24 protein-coding genes and 1 pseudogene are annotated in these 24,003 nt (G+C 72.7%); 8 read left to right on the top strand and 17 right to left on the bottom strand.

The genetic code is table 11. The features are described 5' to 3' along the window. Nucleotides 1-124: 124 nt before the first annotated feature. Nucleotides 125-1,315, bottom strand: coding sequence for a cyclic dehypoxanthinyl futalosine synthase (gene mqnC, locus ABZW14_RS01320; protein WP_355337913.1), 1,191 nt, complete (start codon nt 1,313-1,315; stop codon nt 125-127). Between the two features lie 165 nt (nt 1,316-1,480). Between mqnC and ABZW14_RS01315 the strand changes: the two genes are divergently transcribed. Continuing rightward, entirely contained in the window at nt 1,481-2,170 is a 690-nt protein-coding gene (locus ABZW14_RS01315) for a hypothetical protein (protein WP_355337910.1), read from the top strand. Nucleotides 2,171-2,224: 54 nt separating this feature from the next. Here the strand turns inward: ABZW14_RS01315 and paaE are convergent, their stop codons facing one another. Genes paaE through paaA form a run of 5 tightly spaced genes read right to left on the bottom strand, consistent with a single transcriptional unit; the run spans nt 2,225 to nt 5,877 of the window. Then, nucleotides 2,225-3,334 carry a 1,2-phenylacetyl-CoA epoxidase subunit PaaE gene (gene paaE / locus ABZW14_RS01310; protein WP_355337907.1) on the bottom strand — a complete coding sequence of 370 codons (1,110 nt, stop codon included), beginning with the start codon at nt 3,332-3,334 and terminating at the stop codon, nt 2,225-2,227. Further along, complete coding sequence (paaD, locus tag ABZW14_RS01305; RefSeq protein WP_355337904.1) at nt 3,331-3,810, bottom strand: 1,2-phenylacetyl-CoA epoxidase subunit PaaD; 480 nt, start codon at nt 3,808-3,810, stop codon at nt 3,331-3,333. The genes paaE and paaD overlap by 4 nt, the downstream gene beginning before the upstream one ends. Then, nucleotides 3,807-4,532 carry a 1,2-phenylacetyl-CoA epoxidase subunit PaaC gene (paaC, locus tag ABZW14_RS01300; protein WP_355337901.1) on the bottom strand — a complete coding sequence of 242 codons (726 nt, stop codon included), beginning with the start codon at nt 4,530-4,532 and terminating at the stop codon, nt 3,807-3,809. The genes paaD and paaC overlap by 4 nt, the downstream gene beginning before the upstream one ends. After that, nucleotides 4,529-4,816, bottom strand: a complete 288-nt coding sequence (gene paaB / locus ABZW14_RS01295; RefSeq protein ID WP_091261268.1) for a 1,2-phenylacetyl-CoA epoxidase subunit PaaB — start codon at nt 4,814-4,816, stop codon at nt 4,529-4,531. Before paaB ends, paaC begins: the two co-directional genes overlap by 4 nt. Further along, nucleotides 4,813-5,877, bottom strand: a complete 1,065-nt coding sequence (gene paaA / locus ABZW14_RS01290) for a 1,2-phenylacetyl-CoA epoxidase subunit PaaA (RefSeq protein ID WP_355337898.1) — start codon at nt 5,875-5,877, stop codon at nt 4,813-4,815. The genes paaB and paaA overlap by 4 nt, the downstream gene beginning before the upstream one ends. A gap of 371 nt (nt 5,878-6,248) precedes the next feature. On the opposite strand from paaA, the gene ABZW14_RS01285 reads away from it, so the two are divergent. Together ABZW14_RS01285 and ABZW14_RS01280 are read left to right on the top strand one after the other, a co-directional pair. Then, entirely contained in the window at nt 6,249-7,214 is a 966-nt protein-coding gene (locus ABZW14_RS01285; protein ID WP_355337895.1) for a hypothetical protein, read from the top strand. After that, nucleotides 7,214-8,146, top strand: a complete 933-nt coding sequence (locus tag ABZW14_RS01280; RefSeq protein WP_355337892.1) for a hypothetical protein — start codon at nt 7,214-7,216, stop codon at nt 8,144-8,146. Before ABZW14_RS01285 ends, ABZW14_RS01280 begins: the two co-directional genes overlap by 1 nt. A 67-nt stretch (nt 8,147-8,213) precedes the next feature. On the opposite strand, the gene ABZW14_RS01275 is transcribed toward ABZW14_RS01280, so the two are convergent. The 3 genes from ABZW14_RS01275 to ABZW14_RS01265 are packed head-to-tail and all read right to left on the bottom strand — an operon-like array spanning nt 8,214 to nt 11,062. Then, nucleotides 8,214-9,065 (bottom strand): menaquinone biosynthesis protein, encoded by an 852-nt coding sequence (locus ABZW14_RS01275; protein WP_355337889.1) that lies wholly within the window; start codon nt 9,063-9,065, stop codon nt 8,214-8,216. A gap of 33 nt (nt 9,066-9,098) precedes the next feature. Next, nucleotides 9,099-10,436, bottom strand: coding sequence for an MFS transporter (locus tag ABZW14_RS01270; protein ID WP_355337886.1), 1,338 nt, complete (start codon nt 10,434-10,436; stop codon nt 9,099-9,101). Between the two features lie 44 nt (nt 10,437-10,480). After that, nucleotides 10,481-11,062: a winged helix-turn-helix domain-containing protein gene (locus ABZW14_RS01265; RefSeq protein ID WP_355337883.1), complete on the bottom strand. Its 582-nt coding sequence runs from the start codon at nt 11,060-11,062 to the stop codon at nt 10,481-10,483. A gap of 184 nt (nt 11,063-11,246) precedes the next feature. Here ABZW14_RS01265 and ABZW14_RS01260 point away from each other — a divergent pair, with 184 nt between their 5' ends. Further along, nucleotides 11,247-13,286, top strand: a complete 2,040-nt coding sequence (locus ABZW14_RS01260) for an AAA family ATPase (protein WP_355337880.1) — start codon at nt 11,247-11,249, stop codon at nt 13,284-13,286. A 236-nt stretch (nt 13,287-13,522) separates the two neighbouring features. Next, nucleotides 13,523-14,497, top strand: a complete 975-nt coding sequence (locus tag ABZW14_RS01255) for a DMT family transporter (protein WP_355337877.1) — start codon at nt 13,523-13,525, stop codon at nt 14,495-14,497. On the opposite strand, the gene ABZW14_RS01250 is transcribed toward ABZW14_RS01255, so the two are convergent. The 4 genes from ABZW14_RS01250 to ABZW14_RS01235 are packed head-to-tail and all read right to left on the bottom strand — an operon-like array spanning nt 14,433 to nt 16,657. Continuing rightward, nucleotides 14,433-15,032, bottom strand: coding sequence for a hypothetical protein (locus tag ABZW14_RS01250; RefSeq protein ID WP_355337874.1), 600 nt, complete (start codon nt 15,030-15,032; stop codon nt 14,433-14,435). The genes ABZW14_RS01255 and ABZW14_RS01250 overlap by 65 nt on opposite strands. A gap of 4 nt (nt 15,033-15,036) precedes the next feature. Beyond that, nucleotides 15,037-15,390 carry a YbaB/EbfC family nucleoid-associated protein gene (locus ABZW14_RS01245; protein WP_355337871.1) on the bottom strand — a complete coding sequence of 118 codons (354 nt, stop codon included), beginning with the start codon at nt 15,388-15,390 and terminating at the stop codon, nt 15,037-15,039. Nucleotides 15,391-15,399: 9 nt separating this feature from the next. Beyond that, the gene (locus ABZW14_RS01240; protein WP_355337868.1) at nt 15,400-16,326 is read right to left on the bottom strand and encodes a WXG100 family type VII secretion target; all 927 of its coding nucleotides are present in this window, start codon (nt 16,324-16,326) and stop codon (nt 15,400-15,402) included. Between the two features lie 10 nt (nt 16,327-16,336). Continuing rightward, entirely contained in the window at nt 16,337-16,657 is a 321-nt protein-coding gene (locus ABZW14_RS01235; RefSeq protein ID WP_355337865.1) for a type VII secretion target, read from the bottom strand. Between the two features lie 172 nt (nt 16,658-16,829). Between ABZW14_RS01235 and ABZW14_RS01230 the strand changes: the two genes are divergently transcribed. The 3 genes from ABZW14_RS01230 to ABZW14_RS01220 all read left to right on the top strand — a co-directional run bounded on the left by ABZW14_RS01230 (nt 16,830) and on the right by ABZW14_RS01220 (nt 19,317). Then, nucleotides 16,830-17,717, top strand: a complete 888-nt coding sequence (locus ABZW14_RS01230; protein ID WP_355337862.1) for an ABC transporter ATP-binding protein — start codon at nt 16,830-16,832, stop codon at nt 17,715-17,717. 9 nt (nt 17,718-17,726) lie between these two features. Next, nucleotides 17,727-18,464, top strand: coding sequence for an ABC transporter permease (locus ABZW14_RS01225; RefSeq protein ID WP_355337859.1), 738 nt, complete (start codon nt 17,727-17,729; stop codon nt 18,462-18,464). A 94-nt stretch (nt 18,465-18,558) separates the two neighbouring features. Next, nucleotides 18,559-19,317, top strand: a complete 759-nt coding sequence (locus ABZW14_RS01220) for a VOC family protein (protein WP_355337856.1) — start codon at nt 18,559-18,561, stop codon at nt 19,315-19,317. Between the two features lie 9 nt (nt 19,318-19,326). On the opposite strand, the gene ABZW14_RS01215 is transcribed toward ABZW14_RS01220, so the two are convergent. The 4 genes and pseudogenes from ABZW14_RS01215 to ABZW14_RS01200 form a co-directional block, all read right to left on the bottom strand. Further along, complete coding sequence (locus ABZW14_RS01215; protein ID WP_355337853.1) at nt 19,327-20,103, bottom strand: ABC transporter ATP-binding protein; 777 nt, start codon at nt 20,101-20,103, stop codon at nt 19,327-19,329. Beyond that, a complete protein-coding gene (locus ABZW14_RS01210; protein ID WP_355339351.1) occupies nt 20,100-21,191 on the bottom strand; it encodes an iron ABC transporter permease in 1,092 nt (363 codons plus the stop codon). Before ABZW14_RS01210 ends, ABZW14_RS01215 begins: the two co-directional genes overlap by 4 nt. Nucleotides 21,192-21,262: 71 nt before the next feature. Further along, nucleotides 21,263-22,201 carry an ABC transporter substrate-binding protein gene (locus ABZW14_RS01205; protein ID WP_355337850.1) on the bottom strand — a complete coding sequence of 313 codons (939 nt, stop codon included), beginning with the start codon at nt 22,199-22,201 and terminating at the stop codon, nt 21,263-21,265. A gap of 311 nt (nt 22,202-22,512) precedes the next feature. Further along, nucleotides 22,513-23,817, bottom strand: a pseudogene (locus ABZW14_RS01200) (M14 family metallopeptidase); the annotation flags it as partial. Nucleotides 23,818-24,003: the final 186 nt, after the last annotated feature.

Raw genomic sequence — 24,003 nt, 5'->3', positions numbered from 1 at the left:
CGTCAGGCGGACGACGACAGCGTAGCCGCCGGCAGCGGTGCGCGGGCCAAGGTCACGCTGGTCGCGGCCGTCCTGTTACCTGGCCGGCCGTCGGCTCGGCCGTTCGGTGGAGGACCGTGCGCCGTCAGTTGACCTCGACCAGCGGGAGCGCCTTCCCGACGCCGCCACCCGGCAGGGCGATCGAGGAGAAGTGCGAGACCACCCGCTCGTCGCTCGGGTCGTCGGCCGGCGTGTGGTGCACCGCGAGCCGGTTGTAGAGGGTGTCTCGCTGGGCGGGGATGCGGTCGGCGGTGCGGATCATCGTGATCAGCTCGTGCAGGTTCGAGCGGTGCCGGGCGCCGGCCGAGGAGATGACGTTCTCCTCCAGCATGATCGAGCCGAGGTCGTCCACCCCCATGTGCAGGGCGAGCTGACCGACGTCCTTGCCGGTGGTCAGCCACGACGCCTGCAGGTGCGGCACGGTCTCGAAGAAGAGCCGGGCCACCGCGATCAGCCGCAGGTACTCCAGCGTGGTCGCCTGGGTGCGCCCCTTCAGGTGGTTGTTCTCCGGCTGGTACGTCCACGGGATGAACGCGCGGAAGCCGCCGGTGCGGTCCTGCACGTCGCGGATCATCCGCAGGTGCTCGATCCGCTCGGCGTGGGTCTCGCCGGTGCCCATCATCATGGTCGCCGTCGACTCCAGGCCCTGCCGGTGCGCCAGCTCCATGACCTCCAGCCAGCGCGCGCCCGACTCCTTGAGCGGCGCGATCGCACGGCGCGGCCGGTCCGGCAGCATCTCGGCGCCGGCGCCGGCGATCGAGTCCAGGCCGGCGGCCTTGATCCGGGCGATCGCCTCGTCCAGGCTCACCCCGGAGACCTTCGCCATGTGCAGGATCTCGCTCGGGCCGATCGAGTGGATCGCGAGCTGCGGGTACGCCTGCTTGACCGCGGAGAACAGCTCCTCGTAGTACTCCACGCCGTAGTCCGGGTGGTGGCCGCCCTGGAGCATCACCTGGGTGGCGCCCAGCTCGACCGCCTCGCCGCAGCGGCGCAGGATCTCCTCGGTCGGGTGGGTCCAGCCCTCCTTGTGCTTGGGAGCGCGGTAGAAGGCGCAGAACTTGCACGCCGTCACGCAGACGTTCGTGTAGTTGATGTTGCGGTCGATCAGGTAGGTGACGATGTTGTCCGGGTAGCGCCGCCGGCGCACCGCGTCGGCCGCCTCGCCGAGCGGGTGGAAGGGCGCCTCGGTGTAGAGCAGCAGGGCCTCCTCGGGCGTGATCCGCCCGCCGTCCGCGCCGCGCTGCAGGATGTCGTCGATCTCCCGGCTCACCGTCACGTACCCGAGGGTACGCCGGTGTGACGCCGACCCCGCCGGGGGTGTTCGCCGCTGTGACGCGTTCGCTTCACGCCGTCGGCACTAAGGGGGCCCGGCCGCGGGACAACGGATTCACCGATGTCGGCCTATCGTTCGGTGCTCGCAGACTTCGATCAAGGAAGAGCCGTGACCGCACCCTTCGTCAACCCGCCTCAGGTCCCGCCCGCGCCCCAGACCGCGCCCCAGCCCGCGGCCTGGCCCGCCGGCACCCTCACCTGCCGCTGCTGCGGCTCGGTCCCCGCCATCAAGGGGACGCTCCACGGGCACCAGGGTTTCCTCATCTTCATGCGCCTGCTCACTCAACGCGGCCCGTTCTGCCGGTCGTGCGGCATCGCCGTCTGCCGGGACATGAGCGCCAAGACCCTCTGGCAGGGCTGGTGGGGCATCCTCTCCATGGTCATCACCCCGGTGGTCCTCATCGGGAACCTCATCACCCGCGTGCGGCTCGGCCGCCTCGCCGAGCCCGTGCCGGGCGCTCCGGGCACCCCCGCGACGCCGGGCAAGCCGGTGTTCCGGCGGGCGGCGGCGTTCGGTCTCGTCATTCCCGTGGCGATCGCCCTCGCGATCGGCTGGTCGATCTCCACGGACCCGTCCTACGCCGACGTCGGCGACTGCGTGAGCGCCACCGGCACGGACACCGACCCGTCCGTCAGCGTCGTCGACTGCGGTGACGCGACGGCGACCTACGTCGTCGTCGGCAAGGTCGAGGACACCACCGACGACGCCCGGTGCGAGCAGTTCTCCGGCGCCGTCGCGGCCTACACCGAGGAGCGGGACTCGCAGAAGTTCCTGCTCTGCCTCGGCCAGAACCGCTGACACCCGCTGCGCGCCGGCCCCTGCACGGGCAGGGACCGGCGCGCGGCGGCGCCGTCAGGCGTCGTAGTCGACGGTGAGCTTGTCGGTGACCGGGCTGGACTGGCAGGTGAGGACGTACCCGGCCGCCACCTCGTCCGGCTCCAGCGCGTAGTTGCGGGCCATGGTCACCTCACCGGCCACCACCTTGGCCTTGCAGGTCGAGCAGACACCGCCCTTGCAGGCGTACGGCAGCTCGCCGCGGACCTTGAGTGCGGCGTCCAGCACCCGCTCGTCCCGGCCCATCGTGAAGCTCGACGAGCGCCCGTCCAGCACGATCGTCACCTCGGCCCCGGCGCCGGGCTCGTCGGTCGGCCGGCGGATCGGCTCCGGCGGCGCGTCGACGTGGAACAGCTCGGCGTGCACCGCCGAGTCGGGCACGCCCCGGTCGGCGAACACCGCCTTGGCGTCCACCACCATCCCGTACGGGCCGCACAGGAACCATTCCTCGATCAGGTCGCCGGGAACGACGGTGTCCAGCAGCCGGGTCAGCCGGTCGGCGTCGATCCGCCCGGAGAGCAGCGCGGACTCGCCCATCTCCCGGGAGAGCACGTGCACCAGGTGCAGCCGGGTCGGCCAGCGGTCCTTCAGGTCGGCCAGCTCCTCGGCGAACATCACCGTGTTGGCCGTGCGGTTGCCGTACACCAGGGTGAAGGTGCTGGCCGGCTCGACGGACAGCGCGGTCGCGACCAGCGAGAGCACCGGGGTGATGCCGGAGCCGGCGACCACCGCGCCGTAGTGGCGGACCCGGTCCGGGGCGAACGCGGAGGTGAAGTGCCCGAGCGGGGGCAGCACCTCGACCGTGTCGCCGCCGCGCAGGGCGCCGCAGGCGTACGCCGAGAAGGCACCGCCGGGAACCTCCCGCACCCCGATCCGCAGCCGGCCGTGCCGGGCCAGCTCGTCGGGCGTGGAGCAGATCGAGTACGACCGCCGCACGTCCGCCCCGTCCGCACCGACCCGCCGGACCGTCAGGTGCTGCCCGGCGGAGAACGCGAACGTCTCCCGCAGCTCCTCGGGCACGGCGAAGGTGATCGCCACGGCGTCGTCGGTGAGCCGGTCGACGGCGGCGACGGGCAGCGGGTGGAAGACCGGCCGGCGGCGGACCGGCCGGGTGATGGTGACAGTCACAGCGCCTTCAGGTGGTCGAAGGGTTCGGAGCAGGAACGGCAGCGCCACAGGGCCTTGCACGCGGTGGAGCCGAACCGGCTGACCTGCTCGGTCTCCGGGGAGCCGCAGCGGGGGCACCGGACGGCCAGGGTCAGCGGGACGACGGACCCGCCCCGGGCGGCCGGCGCCGGTGGGGCGATGCCGGCGGCGGCCAGCTTGGCCCGGCCGCTCTCGGAGATCCAGTCGGTGCTCCACGCCGGGGCGTACACCGTGCGGACCTCGGCGTCCGGGTGGCCGGCGGCGGCGAGCGCGCGGCGGATGTCCGAGCGGATCACGTCCATGGCCGGGCAGCCGGTGTAGGTGGGGGTGATCGTGACGACGACCCGCCCGGTGGCCGGCTCCTCGTCGACCGACCGCAGGATGCCCAGCTCGTCGATGGTGACGACCCGGATCTCCGGGTCCACCACCGCCGCCGCGGCCGCCCTGGGGTCACTCACCACTTCGCCCCCGGGTGGGCGCGGTGCAGCACCTGCATCTCGGCCAGCAGGAAGGAGAGGTGTTCGGTGTGGACGCCGTCCCGGCCGCCGCCCGGGGCCCAGCCGTCGGCCGGCCGGGTCAGCGTCGCCTCGTCGAGCACCGCGGACACGACGGCGTCGAAGTCGGCCCGCAGGGTGGCCGGGTCGACCGGCGCCGCCGGGTCCGCGGTGAACAGCTCGTGGGTGTACGGCCACACCTGGTCGACCGCGTCCTGCATGCGCCGGTGCGACTCGTCGGTGCCGTCGCCGAGCCGCTTCACCCAGAGCGAGGCGTGGTCCAGGTGGTACGCCGACTCCTTCCGCGCCTTCGCCCCGATGGCGGCCAGCCGCTCGTCGGCGCACCCGCTCAGCGTGCTGTAGAGGGGGAGCTGGTAGGCGGCCAGGAAGAACAGCTTCGCCATGGTCACGCCGAAATCGCCGTTGGGCAGCTCGACCAGGAGGCAGTTGCGGAACTCCCGGTCGCCCCGCAGGTAGGCCAGCGCGTCCTCGTCCCGGCCGGCGCCCTCCAGCTCGCCCGCGTACGTGAGCAGCAGGCGGGCCGCGCCGAGCTGGTCGAGGGCGATGTTGGCCAGGGCGATGTCCTCCTCCATCTCCGGCGCACGGGAGGTCCACTCGCCGAGGCGCTGCGCCGCGATCAGCGCGTCGTCGCCGAGGGCGAGGGTGAAGTCGAACAGCCCGCTCACAGGTGCGCCACCCCGTCCGGCACCTCGTAGAAGGTGGGGTGGCGGTAGACCTTGTCGGCCGCCGGGTCGAAGAAGGCGTCCTTCTCGTCAGGGCTGGACGCGGTGATCGCGCTCGCCGGCACCACCCAGATCGAGACGCCCTCCTGGCGCCGGGTATAGAGGTCCCGGGCGTTGCGCAGGGCCAGCTCGGCGTCCGGAGCGTGCAGGCTGCCGACGTGGGTGTGCGACAGCCCGCGCCGGGCCCTGACGAAGACCTCCCAGAGAGGCGAATGGTCAGTGCTCACGCCGCCACCTTCTCCTTGTTCCGCTGCTTCGCCGCGTACGCCGCGGCGGCCTCCCGCACCCAGGCGCCGTCGGAGTGAGCCCGGCGCCGGTGTTCCATCCGCTGCCGGTTGCACGGCCCGTCGCCCTTGATCACCCGCATCAGCTCGTCGTAGTCGGGCTGGGAGTAGTCGTGGGCCTGCCGCTGCTCGTTCCAGCGCAGGTCCGGGTCGGGGATGGTGAGGCCGAGGATCTCCGCCTGCTGCACGCACATGTCGACGAAGCGCTGGCGCAGCTCGTCGTTGGAGAAGCGCTTGATCTTCCAGGCCATCGACTGGGCGCTGTGCGTGGAGTCTCCGTCCGGCGGGCCGAACATGGCCAGTGACGGGTACCACCAGCGGTCGACCGCGTCCTGGGCCATGGCCTTCTGCTCCCGGGTGCCGTGGGCCAGGGTGTGCAGGATCTCGTACCCCTGGCGCTGGTGGAACGACTCCTCCTTGCAGACCCGGATCATGGCGCGGGCGTAGGGACCGTAGGAGCAGCGGCACAGCGGCACCTGGTTGACGATCGCCGCGCCGTCGACCAGCCAGCCGATCGCGCCCACGTCGGCCCAGGTCAGCGTCGGGTAGTTGAAGATCGAGCTGTACTTCTGCCGGCCCTCGATCAGCAGCTCGACCAGCTCGTCGCGGCTGACGCCGAGCGTCTCCGCGGCGGCGTAGAGGTAGAGGCCGTGGCCGGCCTCGTCCTGCACCTTGGCCAGCAGGATGGCCTTGCGCTTGAGCGAGGGGGCCCGGCTGATCCAGTTCCCCTCCGGCTGCATGCCGATGATCTCGGAGTGCGCGTGCTGGGCGATCTGCCGGATCAGCGTCTTCCGGTACGCCTCCGGCATCCAGTCCCGCGGCTCGATCTTCTGGTCGGCGTCGATCACGTCCGCGAAGTACGCCGCGAAGTCCTCGTCCGGCGCCGGGCCGCCGCGCCGGGCACGCGCCGCCGCCTCGCGCAGCGCGGCCTCCGCCGCCTCCACCTCGCCGAGCAGGCCGCCGCCCGGGCCGTCCTCGGGCGGGGCGAAGTCATTGCCATACATGAGGCCAGTGTTACAGCTCGCGCCCGATGACACCAGAGGGTGTAACAGGTTTCCCGGCCCACCTTCTGTCACCGGACGACCGCTTCCCGTAACAGCCCCTGAGCTGCCGGAACGCTGTGACGTCCACCACCCGGAGAAGGTGAATCCTCACAAGGACGGCATAGCGGTCCAATGTCCCGCCTTCACGGCGAGTTGCCGGGCGTCGGGATCTGGCATCCGGCCTGTCCGGAAGTAGACTTCGCCCGGCACACCGATCGGCTGCTGACGATCGCCACCGGCTCCAGGCCATCCCCCCGGCCTCGGCGATCAGGCCGCAACACATTCGGAAAGCGCCGGTCCCCCCGGCCAGACAATCTGGAGTTCACCCACTCATGCGACCTCGCGTGACCATGGTGCTCGCCGTCGTGGCGGTCCTTCTCGGCGGCGGCATGCTGGTCCCCGCCGCGTACGCCAAGCTGTCCGGCGGCGACGGGATCAGCGGTCTCGGCGGCATCGGCGGCGGCGTGGCACAGGTTCCCGCGCCCGCACCGACCGCGCCCCCGGAACCGACGCTGGCCGCCGGGCCGGTCTCGGTGAACTTCAAGGGCAAGTTCTTCTCCTGGGCGCTCATGGACCGGAAAACCGGCAAGATCAGCGGCGCGCCGAACATGACGTCGACCAACTCGACCGAGTCGATGATCAAGGCGTGGATCGTCTCCGACTACCTGCGCCAGCTCGGCGACAAGGAGCCCAGCGCAGCGCGCAAGAAGCAGGCCGAGACCGCCCTCCGCGACAGCAACGACCTCTCGGCCGAGGCGCTCTACAACGCCGGCGGGCGCAAGCCGGTGCTGCTCCGGCTGATCAAGATGTGCAAGCTGACCGACACGAAGATTGAACCCACCAAGGCCAAGTGGGCGTACACCCAGATGTCGCCGCGCGACGCGGTGCGCATGGGCGACTGCATCGGCGACGGCACCGCCGCCGGGCCCAAGTGGACGAAGTGGGTGTTGAACGAGATGGCGCACGTGCGCGGCGGCGTCAAGGACCAGAAGTCCGAGGCCGTCCAGGGCGGTCACTGGGGCATCATCGACGGCCTGCCCGAGTCGATCACGTCGCAGGGGCCGGTCAGCATCAAGAACGGCTTCACCATGCTCTGGGCCGACGGCCAGTGGCACGTCAACTGCCTCGCGGTGGCCGACGACTGGACCCTGGCCGTGATGATGCGTTATCCCGGCACCGGTGACCTGAAGACCCCCTCGTACGGCGCGAAGGTCTGCGCCAGCGTCGCCACCCAGCTGGTGACCCCGCAGCCGGGCGCCGCCCTCAAGGTGCCGCAGCAGCCGGTCGGGAAGCTCTGATGGCGGGCAGCCGGCGCCGGCCGGGCAGCGACCGCCGTCCGCTGGCCTACAGCGCCGTCGCCGTGATCCTGGTCGGCCTGGTGCTCGTCTCGCTCAGGTTCGTGCCGGGCTCCCCGCTCCGCCCCACGGCCGGATCGCATTCGCCCGCGGCGGGCGCCCGATCCGCGAGCCCGTCCACCGATCGCAACACCCGCCCGTCGCCCTCGCCGTCGCCGTCGTTGGAGCCGCTGCCGTTCGCGGCCCAGGACCTGAGCGACCTGGACATCACGGGCTGGTACTCCTGGAGCGTCCTGGACAAGCGGACCGGCAAGATCATCGGCTCGAAGAACATGAACGAGACCAGCACCACCGCCTCGATGATCAAATCGTGGATCGTGGCCGACTACCTGCGGCGCGCGGCCGACGCCGGGCAGACGCCGAGCGACGCGAAGCTCGACGACGCCACCCAGATCATCCGGGACAGTGACAACACCCGGGCCGAGCAGTTCTACAACAGCGTCGGCCGGTCGGCCTCGATCAAGCGCCTCATCCAGATGTGCGGGCTCACCGACAGCAAGGTGGCCAGCGACGGCGGCTGGAGCCGGACGCAGCTGTCTCCGCGGGACACCGCGCGGCTCGGCCTCTGCATCGACGACGGCCGGGCCGCCGGGCCGAAGTGGACGAAGTGGCTGCTCAACGAGATGCGACAGGTGCGCGGCGTGGGTGACTTCGGCATCCGCAAGGCGTTCCCGGCCAAGGTGCAGAAGACCATCGCCATCAAGAACGGCTGGATCGATCGGCAGAAGGAGCAGGAGATGCACATCAACTGCCTGGCGATCGGCGACACCTGGACGATGGGCGTGATGGTCCGCTACCCCATCAACATGGGTTACGACTACGGCATGAAGAACTGCGAGAAGATCACCGAGGCGTTGCTCCGCGACGCCACCTGATCCCACCCGCGCCGAAGCGGCGGTGTCCCGGTCGGCCGGGGCACCGCCGCTTCGTCGTGGCAGGGCGTCAGCCCTGGAAGAACTCGGGACCGCCCTCGGGCAGGGCGGGGGCCTCGCCGACCGCCGCGGCGCGGCGCGCGAACTCGCGCAGGCCGGCCACCTGCCGCTCGCCGAGGGAGAAGTCGAGGGTACGGAAGTAGGTCGCCAGGGTCTCCGCGTCGAACGGCTCCCAGCGGGCCCCCGCCTCGGCCACCTGGTCCAGCTCGGCCAGGCACAGGTCACGGGAGCGCAGGAACGCCTCGTGCACCTCCTTCACCAGCCCGGGGTGCGCGGCGGCGAACTCGCGGCGGACCGCCCAGACGGCGAAGACCATGGGCAGCCCGGTCCACTCGCGCCAGGCCTGCCCGAGGTCGGTCACCTCCAGGCCCCTGCGGGGCGCCTCGTAGAGCGCGCGCAGGGCCACGTCGCCGATCACGACCCCGGCGTCGGCCTCCAGCAGCATCTGGGTCAGGTCCGGCGGGCAGCGGAAGTAGTCGGGGCGGACCCCGTACCGCTCCGCGAGCAGGAGCTGAGCCAGCAGCACCCCGGTACGCGACGTCGAGCCGAGCGCCACCCGGGCGCCGTCCAGCTCGGTGAGGGGCCGGGTGGAGACCACGTTGACCGAGAGCACCGGGCCGTCGCTGCCGACCGCCAGGTCCGGCAGGAGCAACAGCTCGTCGGCGTGCCGCAGGTATTCCACCTGCGAGATCGGGCCGATGTCCAGGTCGCCCGCGACGAGCGCGGCGTTCAGCCGGTCCGGCGAGTCCTTGTGCAGGTCGACGTCGATCAGCGCGCCGGACCGCATGAGCCCCCAGTAGATGGGCAGGCAGTTGAGGAACTGGATGTGCCCCACCCGGGGGCGGGCGATGCGGTCGGCCATGACCCGACCGTAGCCCTGCCACCCACAGCCGGCTCAGCGGGAGGGGGAGGAAGTGGCCAACCCCGCATCGGGCGCCGGGCGGGCGGGCCCGGCCACCGGCGATCCGGGCGTTTCGGGGCCGCCTCCCGGAGAGAAACGCGCGCCCACCGCCGCCCGCTCGGCCCGGACGGTCCGGGTGACCGGAAAAGCGACCAGCACGATCACCAGCAGACCGGCCACCCCGCAGGCGGCGACCAGGGGCCGGGGGGCGGCCACCTCCAGCAGCAGGCCGCCAAGCAGGTAGCCGACCATGGCGGCGCCCTGGACGGACGCACCGAGCGCGGCGTACGCCCGGCCCCGCGCGGCTTCGGGCACCCGCCGGGCCAGCAGCACGTTGTCGAAGACGTTGGCGCCGCCGTTGCCCACCCCGCCGAGCAGCCAGACGGGCACCAGCAGGAGCGCGGCGGGCACGGCGGCGGAGAGCAGGATCATGAGGCAGCACCCGGCGAGCAGGGCGAGGTAGCCGATCAGCATGCGGCCGTCGTCGGTCAGCCGCCGGGCCAGCCGGGCGAACAGCCACGCCCCGACCAGGATGCCGAGTGTCCAGGAGCCGGTGACCAGGCCGTACATGGTGGTGGAGCTGCCCAGGGTCTCGCGGATGAAGAAGACCTCGACCACGTTGATCGCCCCGACCGCGCCGATGACCCCGGCGAGGGTCGTGATCATCGCGATCAGCAGCGGGTCCCGGCGCAGCCGCCAGGTGGTCGCCGGCAGGTCGCCGGCCGTGCCGGGCACCGGCACCGCGGCCGGTCGCCGCTTTCCACCCCGTCGGGTCCGGATCAGCAACCCGGCCGCGACCAGCGCGAGGTAGCTGCCGGCGTCGAGCAGCAGTGGCAGCCGAGCGCCGAACCCACCGACCAGCAGCCCGGCGAGCGCCGGCCCGGCCAGGGCGCCCAGGGTGCCGGCGGTCTGGTTGAGCGCGCTGGCCCGGGGCATGTCCTCGGCCCGGACCATGGCCGGCACCAGCGCGGAGAGAACCGGCTGGGTGACCGCGAGACCGGCGGCGAGCGCCGCCACCAGCGCGATGATCAGGACCGGGTGCCCGGCGTACGCGAGCGCGAGGCAGATCGCGGCCTGGGCGAGCCCGGCGGCCACCAGCAGCAGGCGGCTGTCCACCCGGTCGGCAAGCCGGCCGGTCAGCGGGGCGAGCACCGCCAGGGGCAGGGTGGCCGCGAGCATCAGCCCGGAGACGGCGAGCCCGCCCGCACCGGCGGACTGGAGGGCCAACGCCAGGGCACTGGCGGCGAGGAAGTCACCACAGGTGGAGACGCCCCGGGCCGCGGTGACCAGCCAGACGTCGGACCAGCGCGAGGGACCAGATGTGAAGGACATATTTCGAAGATAATCCTTCACACCTGATCCGCTCAACCCCCGATTCACTCCAGGGGCAGCGCCCGGTACTGCACGGCGACCGTCCGCGCCCCCTCCGGCGGGTCGGTCCGCAACCGCCGCCGGTACGGATCCAGCAGCTCATGGACCGCCTGGTTCACCACGGCCAACTCGTCGGCCGTGAGCAGCAGCAGGGTGTCGCTGAACCAGGCCGCCTGATACCACTCGCGCGGCTCGTCCGGCGCCCGGCGGATCCAGTCCCGGGTGCGCTGGCTGTCCCGCGCGAGATGGGCGTCGACCAGGGCCAGCTCGGCGGCCCGAGCCTCGGAGTCGGCGCCCGGAGCCGTCTCCACGTAGTACGTCGGGCTGAACGACTGCCAGACCCGCTCCCGGGCGTCCCCCCGGCTGGGGGCCTCGCTGATCAAGCCGAACTTCGCCAGCTCACGAAGGTGATAGCTGGTCGCGCTCGGCGAGAGCCCGGCGATCTCGGCACACTCGGTGGCGGTCGCACCGCCCTCCACCGTGCTGAGATGCTCCATGATCGCCATACGGGCCGGGTGGGCCAGCGCCCGCATCACCTGCGGGTCGCTGATCGTCACCCGGCGCTGCTCCGGACGTGCCTCCGTCATGCCACCCATGATTCCGCGCCGGCCCGCCCCCGGCGAAATTCGGTTGCCCGCCGCCCCGACCGGAGTAAGCTGCTCTGTCCCGCCTGACGGCCGTGGTGAGTAGCACCGCACAGGACGTCCCCGCGCCGACCCGAGGTCGGAAACGCGAGCGGCAGCGTTGTTCCCCGTGACGAGGAGTACGTGGATGACCCTGCACGCCCAAGAACAGACCCTGGACGCCGAGCTCGACGCCGAGCGCGCCCACCTGGACACCTCCCGCGAGGCGCTGCGCCGGATGCGCGAGCGCGCCGAGTCCCTCTTCGCCACCGGTGACAAGGTGGCCGGGGACGCGTACACCGCCGAGCAGCTCGGCCGGCACATGGCCCGCCGGGTCAAGGAACTCGCCGACGACCCGACCACCCCGCTGTTCTTCGGCCGGCTCGACTTCGGGGAGGCCGACCCCGACCATGCCGGGCGCGAATACCACGTCGGGCGCCGGCACGTCACCGACGAGCTGGGCGAGCCGCTCGTGCTGGACTGGCGGGCACCGGTCTCCCGGTCGTTCTACCGGGCCAGCGCCCGGGACCCGCAGGGCGTCGCCGTCCGGCGGCGGTTCGGGTTCAGCACAGGGGTGCTGACCAGCTTCGAGGACGAGCGCCTGGATCGCGGCGAGGAGCTGGGCACCGCCAGCCGTATCCTCACCGCCGAGATCGAGCGCCCCCGCGTCGGCCCGATGCGCGACATCGTCGCCACCATTCAGCCCGAGCAGGACGAGCTGGTCCGGGCCGACCTGGCCGACTCGATCTGCGTACAGGGCGCGCCGGGCACGGGCAAGACGGCCGTCGGGCTGCACCGCGCCGCGTACCTGCTCTACCTGCACCGCGAGCGGCTGCGCCGGTCGGGCGTGCTGATCGTCGGGCCGAACCGGGCGTTCCTGTCCTACATCGCGGCGGTGCTGCCGGCGCTCGGCGAGGTCGAGGTCGAGCAGGCCACGGTCGAGGACCTGGTCGCCCGGGTGCCGGTCCGCGCGGTCGATGCGCCGGACGTGGCCACCCTCAAGCACGACGTACGGATGGCCGAGGTGCTGCGCCGCGCGGTCGACGCGCACATCGGCGCGCCCAGCGAGCCGATCATGGTGTCGGACGGGTCGTTCCGCTGGCGGATCGGCCTCGACCCGCTGCACCGGCTGGTCGAGGAGACCCGCCGCGAGGACCTGCCCTACGCGACCGGCCGGGACCGGGTCCGCGCCCGCGTGGTGGGGCTGCTGCAACGCCAGTCCGAGGCTCGCCGGGCCGAGTCGCCGAGCGACGCCTGGCTGCGGCGGATGAGCAGGGCGAAGCCGGTCACCGAGTTCCTCGACGCGGTCTGGCCGGCGCTCACCCCCGAGGGGCTGCTGCACCGGCTGCGCACCGACCCCGAGGCGCTCGCCGCCGCCGCCGACGGCCTGCTCACGGCCGAGGAGCAGGAGCTGTTCCGGTCCGGCGCGGTGGGGCGTACCCCGAAGGCGACCCGGTGGACCGCCGCGGACGCGGTGCTGATCGACGAGGCCGCCGGGCTGCTGGAACGGCCGGCCGGCTTCGGGCACGTGGTGGTCGACGAGGCGCAGGACCTCTCCCCGATGCAGTGCCGGGCCATCGCCCGCCGCAGCGAGCACGGCTCGATCACCCTCCTGGGCGACCTGGCCCAGGGCACCGCGCCCTGGGCGGCCACCGACTGGCGGGAGTCCCTGGCCCACCTGGGCAAGCCGGCCGCGGCGGTCGTGCCGCTGAGCATCGGCTTCCGGGTGCCGGCCGCGGTCGTCGCCTTCGCGAACCGGCTGCTGCCGGCGCTCGCCGTCGACGTGCCTCCCGGGCAGTCGCTGCGCCGCGATGGGACGCTCGACGTGCGGACCGTCGAGGACCTGACGGCCGCCGCGGTGGCCGAGGTGCGGGCGGCGCTGGCGCACGACGGCTCGGTCGGCGTGATCGCCGCCGACGACACGGTGGACCGGCTCCGCGCGGCCCTCGCGGACGCGGGCGTCGAGACCGCGACCGCCGACGACGTGGAGTCCGCGGCGCGGGTCACCGTGGTCCCGGCGACCCTGGTGAAGGGCCTGGAGTACGACCACGTGGTGGTCGTCGAGCCGGCCGCGATCGTGGCCGCCGAGCCGCGCGGCCTCAACCGCCTCTACGTGGTGCTGACCCGGGCGGTGTCCCGGCTGGCCGTGCTGCACCGCGAGCCGCTGCCCGCTCCGCTGGCCGGCTGAGCCCGGCCGGCGGCCTCCCGGCGCTCGGGAAACACCTTCGTTCGTCCACCGGGCGGTGTCTAGGATCGGATCATGGGCCGCATCTTCGACATCATCTCTCCGCCGCGCTCCTGAGCGGGGCGGCTCTGCTCACCGCGCCCAGCCTGTATCGGCTGGGCGCGCGGTCCGTGCATCGCTGAGTTCGGCACGCCCCGCTTCCGCGACCCCGATTCCTTCGTCGCAGGAGCGATTTCCTCGTGCTTGTCTCCGAACACCCGGTGGCCGCCGCCCGGCGCCCCGCCACCGGCCTGTGGTCTCTCGTCCTCGCCGGCGTGCTGTGGGGCACCGGTGGCCCCACCGGCAGTCTCCTCGCCCACGAAACGGGGCTGTCACCGCTGGCGGTGGCCGCCTACCGGCTCGGCGCCGGCGGCGCGCTTCTCATCGCCTCGCTCGGCCTGACCCGGCGACCGCTGCCCCGCGGCCGTCACGCGTGGATCCGGATGATCGTGAACGGGCTGCTCGCCGCCGTCTTCCAGGCCTGCTTCTTCGGGGCGGTGTCGCTCGCCAACGTCAGTCTCGCCACCCTGCTCACCATCGGCGCCGCACCCGCCCTGGTGCTGTGCGCCGAATGGATCACCGGGCGGCGGCGGGTCGGCCCGCGGATGCTTGCCACGGTGGCGCTGGCCATCGGTGGTCTGGCCCTGCTGGTCGGCACGCCGTCCGGCGGCCTCACCGCCACGAGCGTGCTCGCCGGAGCCGGACTCGCGTTGCTGTCGGCAGCCGGCTTCGCCACCATGACCTTCATCGGCACCCGGCCCGTCACCGGTCTCGACGACGTCGCCGCCACCGGCGTGAGCTTCGCGCTCGGCGCGGCCGTGCTCGCCCCGGCGGCCACGATGACGGCCGGCGTGGAGTTCGTTCCGACACCGGCGTCCCTGGGCTTACTGCTCCTGCTCGGCACCGCACCCACCGCGGTGGCGTACGCCCTGTACTTCCGGGGCCTGCACACCACCCCGGCCAGCACGGCGGCGCTGATCGCACTGCTGGAACCGCTCGTCGCCACGCTCCTGGCGACACTGTTCCTCGGCGATCGGCTCGGCGCCACCGGGCTCGTCGGCGCCGGGCTCATCACCACCGCCATCGTGGTGAACACCCGCGGCGGGCGGATCAGCCGGAGAGAGCGGCGGCGATGTCGCGCAGCGGGCGGCCGGACTCGGCGATCGGCACCGTGAAGGCGAGCCACGAGCCGTCGGCGAAGTCGAGGCGCAGCCGCTTGGGGTTCAGCCGGTGCCAGCCCACCCGTGCCGAGGCCACCTCGGCGCGGGGCACCGCCCAGACCACCTCGGTCTCGGCCAGCGCCCGCGCGTCGTCGTCACGGCCGGCGAGCACCTTGACCGGGCCGGTGCGGCAGACCAGCAGCCGCCGGTCGGTGACGGCGAGCAGGGTGTGCCGGATCCTGCCGTCCGGCCGCGGCGGGTCGACCGCCCGGTGCAGCCGGGAGGCGGCCGAGCCCGGCGTGCCCCGGCCGGCGATCCCCCAGCCGATCAGGTCGACCAGGCGGTCGCCGCGGTCCCAGGTCGCCAGCGGGAGGAGCACGTTGAGCAGCACCGACCCGACGGTGCGCCGGCCGGTGGCGGCGGGGGTCACCGGGTCCGGCGGCGGCGGTGGGGTGAGGCCACCCCCGACCTCGGCCTTGGCGTGCGCCAGCACCCGCTCCCCCGGCTCGACGAGCCGGCCGATCCGGTCCAGGTATCCGGTCTCGTCCATCGGCTCAGTATCGGTCGTGCCCGTAGCCGTCGTCGGCGCGGCGCTCCGCGGCCGGCGCGTTGCCCATCACCTCGCCGACGATCTCCCGGACCCGGGCGGCGGCGGCCTCCTGGGCGCGGTTCGCCGCGGCGGTGAACTCCTCGGCGAGCGTGTAGGAGTCGAGCCGCATGGCCCGCGCGTTGATCTCGGTGGAGAGGATCTTGCCGTCGGCCGCCGCCGTGACGGTGACCAGCCCGGAGTCGCTCACCCCCTCGGCGCTGCTCTGCTCCAGCTCGGCCATCCGCGCGCCGAGTTCGCGCTGCCACCCGTCCAGGTTGCGGGCCAGCGCCTCGATCCGGTCCAGGGCCGGGAAGGTCATGGCTGCCTCTCAGTTCACGATCGAGTCGAAGACGTTCTGCACGCCCTTGGTGTACGGCCCCAGGTCCTCCGAGTACGTGCCGTCCACCAGGTAGTTGCGGTCCTTGTGGCCGTCGGAGACGTCGTTCAGGCCGACCCCCGTGTCGAGCAGCGCGCCGCCGATGCCGGGGATGTTGACCGGGGACGCCTGGTTGATGGCGAACTTGCCGGGGAAGAGGATGGCGGCTCGCTGGATCTTGAACGCGAACGCCTCCTTGGTGTAGCCGGACTTGTTCCACGCCCGGTAGGCCTTCTTGGCCTTGCGCAGCTCCATGACGACCTTGCGGTAGCGGGTGAGCAGCTCGGCGACCTTCTCCAGCTTGGTGACCAGCTTGGTGAGGATCTCCGCGAACCGGGCCACGATCTTGACCATGCGGCCGACCGTGGTGGCCAGCCGGGCCAGCACCCGCACGACCGTGGCAGCCAGCGTCACGCCCGCGCTGAGCACGGCGGCCACCGCGGCGATGATCACCTCGGTCAGGAACCAGAGCAGGAACTCCAGGATCAGCTCGACCAGCAGGTTGAACGCGTCGACCGCCGCGTTCGCCGCGTCGACCAGCACCTCCGTGGTGCCGTCAAGCCCCTTGGCCAGCTCCTCGATCGCCTCCTCGACGGACTCCATCGAGGCGTGGAACTTCTCCGCCGCGTCGCCGTCCCAGGCGCCGCGCAGCCGCGCCCGGTCGGCGACCTGGTCACCGGCGATCCGGCGCACCGCCTCGCCGGTGGTGAGGGCGAGCTGGGCCGCCTGCATGAGGTCGTCGGGCTCGCCGGCGACGAGTTCGAGCAGCTGCTCGAACGGCCAGAGCACCGCGTTGGAGAGCGGCTTGAACGGGTCGGGCGTGCCCGACACGATCTGCTCGAAGTAGGTCTTGTTGCGCTGCAACGCCTCGGTGCTCATCAGGTCTCCCTCAGGCGCCCGGCGTGAACATGTCGGTGGTCGCCACGTCGGTGCCGGTGTAGGCGTCGGCGGTGTCGCTGATCCCTTCGGCGATGTCGGCCATCACCTCGGCGCCGTCCTCCAGCCCCTGCAGGCACGCGTCGAACTGCTCGGCGTACGCGGCGGCGAGGCTGAACGACGCCGGCATGATGCCGAAGGCGTGCCGGGGCACGTGCCCGTCGTGGAAGACCCGGCGCAGCTCACGGAAGCGGTCGGCCCGGTCCCGCGAGGCGGTCGCGAAGGCGGTCAACGCCTCCGGCTGGACCTCCAGGTTCCGGCTCGGACTCGTCACGGACCCTCCCCAGTGTCCAGTCGACAGTCACCCGTCGCCGGCACGGCCGGACAACGGGATTACCACAGTAGGCGATCGGCACCCGTCCGCGCGGGGCGGTGGAACTGGCGCCGGCACGGTAGACAGGTGAGCGCATGCCCGCCCGGGACCGCAACCCCTGAGGAGCCCGACCATGATCCTGGCCCGCGCCGACCAGGTCAGCCGCCGCTACGGCGAGGTGCTGGCGCTGGACCGGGTCGACCTGACCGTCCGCGCCGGGGAACTGGTGGGCCTGCTCGGCCCGAACGGCGCCGGCAAGAGCACCCTGCTCAACCTGCTGGTCGGGCTGCGCCGCCCCACCTCCGGCCGGGTCGAGCTGCTCGGTGGCGACCCGCGCGATCCGGCGAGCCGGCGGCAGCTCGGGGTGACCCCGCAGGAGACCGGCCTGCCCGGCACGCTGCGGGTGGGTGAGGTGGTCGACTTCGTCTCCGCGCACTTCCCCGACCCGGTGCCCCGGGGAGAGCTGCTCGACCGGTTCGGCCTCACCGACCAGGTGCGCCGGCAGACCGGCGGCCTCTCCGGCGGGCAGCGCCGCCGGCTGGCGGTGGCGCTCGCCTTCGTCGGCCGACCCCGCCTCGTGGTCCTCGACGAACCCACCACCGGGCTGGACGTGGAGGCCCGGCACACCCTCTGGGAGGCCGTCCGCGGCTTCCACGCCGAGGGCGGCACCGTCCTGCTGAGCAGCCACTACCTGGAGGAGGTCGAGGCGCTGGCGCAGCGGGTGGTGGTGATCGGGCACGGCCGCGTCCTCGCCGACGACTCGGTGGCGGCGATCCGCGGCATCGTCGGCGTACGCCGGGTCAGCCTGGTCGCCGACGACCTGCCGCCGCTGCCCGGTGTGCTGGCCACCGAGCGCGCCGAGGGGCGCACCCACCTGCTCACGGCCGACGCCGACCAGCTCGTCCGGGACCTGGTCACCGCGGGCGTGGCGTTCCGCGACCTGGAGGTCCGGCCCACCTCGCTGGAGGAGGCGTTCCTCGCCCTGACCGCCGACGACCGGCCCGCACCCACCCCCGCCTAGGAGACCGCCGTGCCGCTCGCCCTGGTCCACGCCCGCTACCAGCTCCTGGAGATCGTCCGGATCCCGGTCGCGGTGGTCGGCAGCGCCTTCTTCCCCGCCGCCGCCATGCTCTTCTTCGTGGTGCCGTTCGCCGGTGACGACCCCGTCGGCGCGACCTACGCCACCGCCGCCATGATCACGTTCGCGGTCATGAGCGCCAACATCTTCCAGTACGGGATCGGCGTCGCCGAGGACCGCGACCAGCCCTGGAACCCGTACACCCGGACCCTGCCGGCCGGGCCGGGTCCGCGCCTGGCCGGCCGGATCCTGGCCGGTCTGGTGCTGACCTACCTGTCGATGATCCCGGTGGTGGTGATCGCCGCGGTGGCCACGGCCGCCCGGGTGACCCCGGCGCAGTTCCTGCTCGGCCTCGCCGCCGTGGCGGTGATCTCGGTGCCGTTCACCCTGCTGGGCCTGACCATCGGCTACTCGCTGCCGAGCAAGGCGGCCGTCGTGGTGGCCCAGGTGGTGTTCTTCCCGCTGGCCTTCGGCGGCGGCCTGCTCTCCGGCCCGGACGACGCGCCCGGCTTCATCCAGGCGATCGCCCCCTACCTGCCCACCCGGGGCGCGGTCGAGCTGATGTGGGCGGCCGTCACCGACTGGCAGCCCGATTCGCTGGCCCTGATGATGCTGGTCGTCTGGGTGGCGGTGCTCGCGGCGGTCGCCGGATGGGCGTACCGGCGGGACGAGGGGCGCCGCTTCACCTGACCTTTTGTCCTAATCCCGCCCGGCGGCCGGTGGGACGGTGCCACGATTCCGGCAGGGCGTGCCAGCGGGGCCGCTCCCGGCGAGAGGGGTCAGCGTGGACGGCGTGGAGCCCGGCACGCCCTGCTGGGCCGACCTGGCCACACCCGGTCTGGACGACGCGAAGCGGTTCTACCCGGAGCTGTTCGGCTGGACCGGCCAGGTGTCCGCGGAGCCGACCGCCGGCGGCTACACCACGTTCCGCAAGGACGGCCGAGCGGTCGCCGGGGCCGGGCCGCCCGCCGCCGACGACCAGGTGCCGGTCTGGTCGACGTACGTGGCGACCGACGACGCCGACCTGGTCGCCACCCGGGTGGAGGCGGCCGGCGGTCAGGTGGTGGTCTCCCCGTTCGACGTCTCCGACCAGGGCCGGATGGCGGTCCTCTCGGATCCGGCCGGCGCGGTGTTCAGCGTCTGGCAGCCGATGGCCATGCGCGGGGCGGAGCTGTTCAACGCCCCCGGCTCGATGTGCTGGAACGAGCTGGTCACGCCGGACCCGGACGGGGCGAAGGACTTCTACGCGCTGGTCTTCGGCTGGCACCCCGAGGAGCGGACGGCCGGCCCGGTCACCTACACGGGGTGGCGGTGCGGCGCCCGGATCGTCGCGGGCATGATGCCGCAGCTGGAGCCGCTGCCCGAGGACCTGCCGGCCTACTGGACGGTCTACTTCGCGGTCGAGGACGCGGACGCCACCGCGGCGCGGGCCGCCGAGCTGGGCGGCACCATCCTCGTCCCGCCCCGGGACAACCCGGCCGGCCGAAGCGCCGCACTCCGCGACCCCCAGGGCGCCCTGTTCTCCGTCACGGCCCTGCGCTGAGCAGCCGGTTCACCGAGGGCGGACGGGGACGACCAGGGGGCCGTGCTCGCCCTCGATCACGCGGACGTTCGCGCGGTAGTGCGTCGCCAGGAGGTCCTCGGTGAGCACCTGCCGTGGTGGGCCGGCCGCGGCGACCCGGCCGTCGGCGAGCAGGACCAGGCGGTCGGCGTACTCGCCGGCGATGGAGAGGTCGTGCATGGTGGCGAGCACGGTCAGTTCGTGCTCGCGGCGGAGCTGGTCGACCAGTTCCAGCACCTCCTGCTGATGGCCGATGTCCAGCGCGCTGGTCGGCTCGTCGAGCAGCAGCAGGGTGGCGCCCTGGGCCAGCGCCCGGGCCAGGAAGACCCGCTGCCGCTCGCCTCCGGACAGGGTGGCCAGCTCGCGGCGCCCGAACGCGCCCAGGTCGAGCCGGTCCAGCACGTCGTGCACGGCGGCCAGGTCGGCGGCCGACTCCCGGCCCAGCGCGGGGATGTACGGGGTGCGCCCCAGCAGCACGTAGTCGAAGACCGACATGCCGGCCGGCACCACCGGGGACTGCGCCACGGTGGCCACCACCCGGGCCCGGTCGCGGCGGCGGAGGGAGTTGATCGGCGTACCGAAGAGGGCGACCGCGCCCGGCGCGGGCAGCAGGCCGCCGACGGCGCGCAGGAGGGTCGACTTGCCGGCGCCGTTCGGGCCGATCACGGTGACCCACTCGCCCACCGCGACCGTCAGGTCCACCCCGGCCAGGATCGGGGTGCCGCCCAGCTCGACCCGGAGGCCGCGCAGCTCCACGGCGGCGGTCATGTCAGCACCCGGCGGGCGGTACGCAGGACCAGCACGAAGAACGGGCCGCCGAGCAGCGCCGTGACCACGCCGATGGGGACCTCGGCGGGAGCGGCGGCGGTGCGGGCGACCACGTCGGTCAGTGCCAGGAACGCCCCGCCGAAGAGCATCGACAGCGGCAGGATCACCCGGTAGCTCGACCCGGCGAGCAGCCGTACGGTGTGCGGCACGATGATCCCGACGAAGCCGATGAGGCCGGAGGCGGAGACCGCGGCGGCGGTGCCCAGCGAGGCGGCGGCGATCAGCAGGTAGCGGGAGCGCTGCGGGTGCAACCCCAGGCTGGTGGCCTCGTCGTCGCCGACGGAGAGCACGTCCAGCTCGCGCCGGTGCAGGAGCACCACCACGGCGGTGAGCACGAAGTAGGGCAGCACCAGCCGGACGTCGTGCCAGCCGGCGGTTGCCAGCCGCCCGAGCAGCCAGGAGTAGACCTGCTGGATGCTGTCGGAGTTCCGTTGCAGCAGGTAGGTCTGCCCGGCGGAGAGGAACGCCGAGACCGCCACCCCGGCCAGGATCAGCGTGGCCGGTGACCGGTCGCGCCCGCCGGCCGCGCCGAGCAGGTACGTCATGAGGACCGCGCCGAGCGAGCCCACGAACGCGGCCAGCGGGATGGTGAGCGGCATCCCGGTCAGCGCCCCGCCGGCCCCGGCGCCCAGCGCGATCACGGCGGTCACCGCGAGCCCGGCGCCGGCCGCCACGCCCAGCAGGTACGGGTCGGCCAGCGGGTTGCGGAAGACACCCTGGTAGCAGCCGCCGGCCAGGGCGAGCAGGGCGCCGACGAGCAGGCCGAGCACGACCCGGGGCAGCCGCAGCTCGGTGACGATGGCGATCTCCCGCTCGGTGAGCCCGCTGTGGAGGTGCACCCCGGGCAGCAGGTTGAGCAGTTCGGCGGCGACGCTGCCCGGCGGCAGGCTGACCGGGCCGAGCGAGACGCCGGCCACCAGCGCCACCAGCACCGCGCCGATGCCGGCGAGCAGCCAGCGGGTGCGCAGCCCGGCCGGCCGGACCGTCGCACCCGGTCCGGCCGGCTCAGGGCTGCTCGCGCGGGGCACGCCGGCGGGCCGGGACGCGTCGGGCGTCCCGGCCGGCCGGTGGGCGTTGTCCGCCGGTCGCACGGTCACCGTCAGGCCGGGACCTTGGCGGTGGCGTCGACGATCGCCTTGAGCAGGTCGACGACCCGCGGACCCCAGCGCGAGGCGATGTCGTCGTCCAGGCCGACGATCTGGTTGTTCTTCACGGCGGTGACGCCGGCCCAGCCGCTGCGCGCCTTGACGGTCTCCGGGGTCTGCTTGCAGCACTTGGTGTCGGCCAGGAAGACGAAGTCGGGGTTCGCCTTGACGATGACCTCCTGGGAGAGCTGCGGGTAGCCGCCGTTCTTTCCGTCGGCGTCCGCCGGGTCGGCGATGTTCTCCAGGCCGGCGAGCGCGTAGATCGAGCCGATGAAGGTCTTGCTGGTCGCGCTGTACAGCTCCGGGCCGAGCTCGTGGTAGTAGGTCAGCTTCTTCGCCCGCTGCGGCAGGTCCTTGGTGAGCGCCGCGATGTCGTCCTTCATCTTCTTCGTGACGGCGTCCGCCTCGGCCGGGTGGCCGGTGAGCTTGCCCAGGTCGGTGAGCTGCTGGTACGTGTCGTCCAGGGTGGCCGCCGCCGGGGTGAGCAGCACCGGGATCTTCAGCGTGGTGAGCTGGTCGACGATCTTGTTGGTGTCGTTGGAGAGCAACACCAGGTCCGGGCTCTTGCCGGCGATCGCCTCGGCGTTCGGCTGGAAGCCGGAGAGGTCGCTCTTCGGCGCCTCCGGCGGGTAGTTGGAGTTGTCGTCGGCGGCGGTGACCTGCTTGCCGGCGCCGATGGCGAAGAGCATCTCGGTCGCCGACGGCGACAGCGAGACGATCTTCTCGGGGCGCTTGTCGAGGGTCAGCTTGCCGACGGTGACCGGGAAGGCGGCCGCCGCCGAGCTGCCGCCGGCGGCGGGGGTGTCGTTCGAGGTCTTCTCGGCGCAGCCGCCGAGGAGCAGCGCGCCGACCGCGAGGGCGGCGGCGAAGAGCCGGGGGGTACGTCTGGACATCGGTCCTCCTGTCGGTCGAGGAGCGTGGTGCTTCGCCGACAGGAACCTGGCCGGGCCCGTCCGCGAGGCGCCCTTCCTCGAGAGCGCGTGTCGCGACCGTGCCGCAGGCGACCTGGCTCGTCCCCCCACAGGTGCCGGCGCCGGTCGGGCCGGCGCCGCGTGCGGGGCATCACAGTTGCGGGACAGCGCCGGTTTCGCACCGGCTTCGCTGCGGGGTGGTCGGTGCCACCGTAGCGCATGACCAGCGGAGATCGTCCGGACGGGAGGGCGGTGGGGCCCCGGGACCGGCGCCCCACCGTGCCTCGTGGTCAGCAGTACTGGCTCTGCTTCCCGATCGCCCGGTACGGGCAGTCGGCGTACTCGGAGAGCAGCAGCACGGCCTCCCGGTTGCGGGAGGTCTGCGCGGGGATCACCTCGTCCGGCGGGTAGAAGCCGCCCCCGGAGGCCGATCCGGGATACATCTCGAAGGTGTACGCCCAGATCCGGTGGGTCCCCCACATCCAGTCGATGCTGGTGCCGTCGGCGATGTAGAGGTCGCTGGACTGTTCCGGGGTGTAGCCGTTGCTGGACGCCATCTGCCGGCCGATCGTGGCGAAGGTGTTGTACTGGTCGGCGTTCATCCCGGTGGCGGTGTTGCTGTAGGTGTAGCCGTACGGCCAGAGCACCAGCTGCGAGTACGTGTGGAAGTCGATGTTGGCCTTGATCTGCTGCACACCGCCGACCACCCGGCTGTTGACGAAGGTACGCAGGGCCGCGGTCTCCGGGGCGGAGAAGGCGGACGGGCCGCGGTAGGTCTCCGACGAGGTCGAGCCGGACGAGCCGCCGCAGCAACCCCACTGGTAGGACCAGTTCCGGTTCAGGTCGGTGCCGACGGCCGTCGAACCGCTGTTCGGCTGCCGGTTCTTCCGCCAGGAGCGGTAGGAACCGGTGGCGATGTCGTACTCGCTGCCGTCCGGGTTGACCGTGGGGACGATCCAGATCTCGCGGGAGTTGACGATGTTGGTGATCCGGGAGTCGCTGCCGTAGTTGTCGGTGAAGAGGTTGAGCAGGTAGATCGCCATCTCGACGGTGAGGTGCTCCCGGGCGTGCTGCTGGGCGTTGAAGAGGATCTCCGGCTCGCTCTCGTCCGTGCCGACGTTGTCGGAGATCTTCACGGCCATCAGGTCCCGGCCCTGGTAGGACCGCCCGATGCTGAGCTTGCGGGCGATGGCCGGGTGGTCGGCGACCACCGTGTTCACCACCGCGGTCAACTCGGCGTAGTCGTGGTAGTTCGAGTCGGCCGGCGGGAAGGCGTACGCGATCGCGCCGGAGGCGGCGGGCGGGGCCACGTCCTTCTCCAGCCGGAAGCCGAGCCGGGTGATCGCGGTGGCCTCCACGGTGGTGGCCGTGACGTGCAGCACGCCGTGTTCGGAGTGATCGATCGCCGCGCCGGTGCGGGCGACGGCGCTCCGGTCGGCGAGCGTGCGCGGGCCGAGCACCCGGTAGGCGACGGCGGCCGGTTCACCGTCCGGGGCGGGCCGGGCGGCGGCCGGGCCGGTGAGCGCGGTGACGAGGGTCAGGCCGACGGCGGCGGCGAGGGCGAGCCGGCGGCGGAGCGGGGACGTGCGGAGGGCCATGGACATCCTCCTCGGGGTACGGGGGGTCCCGTTGTCCGCACACTTCACCAGGAGTCACATGGTCATATCAACATTCATCACTGTTCACGGTCCATCCCGGCCGGATCGTCACGCCGGCAATCATTTTCCATGCCTGAACCTCTGGCGAAACTTCCCGCCAAGCGCGACAGTGAACGGCAACGATGC

This window comes from Micromonospora sp. NPDC004551, assembly GCF_040609975.1.
In the GTDB taxonomy this organism is placed as follows: Bacteria; Actinomycetota; Actinomycetes; order Mycobacteriales; family Micromonosporaceae; genus Micromonospora.
Note: the sequence above shows the minus strand (reverse complement) of the source record. Positions and strands in the feature narration are given on the sequence as shown.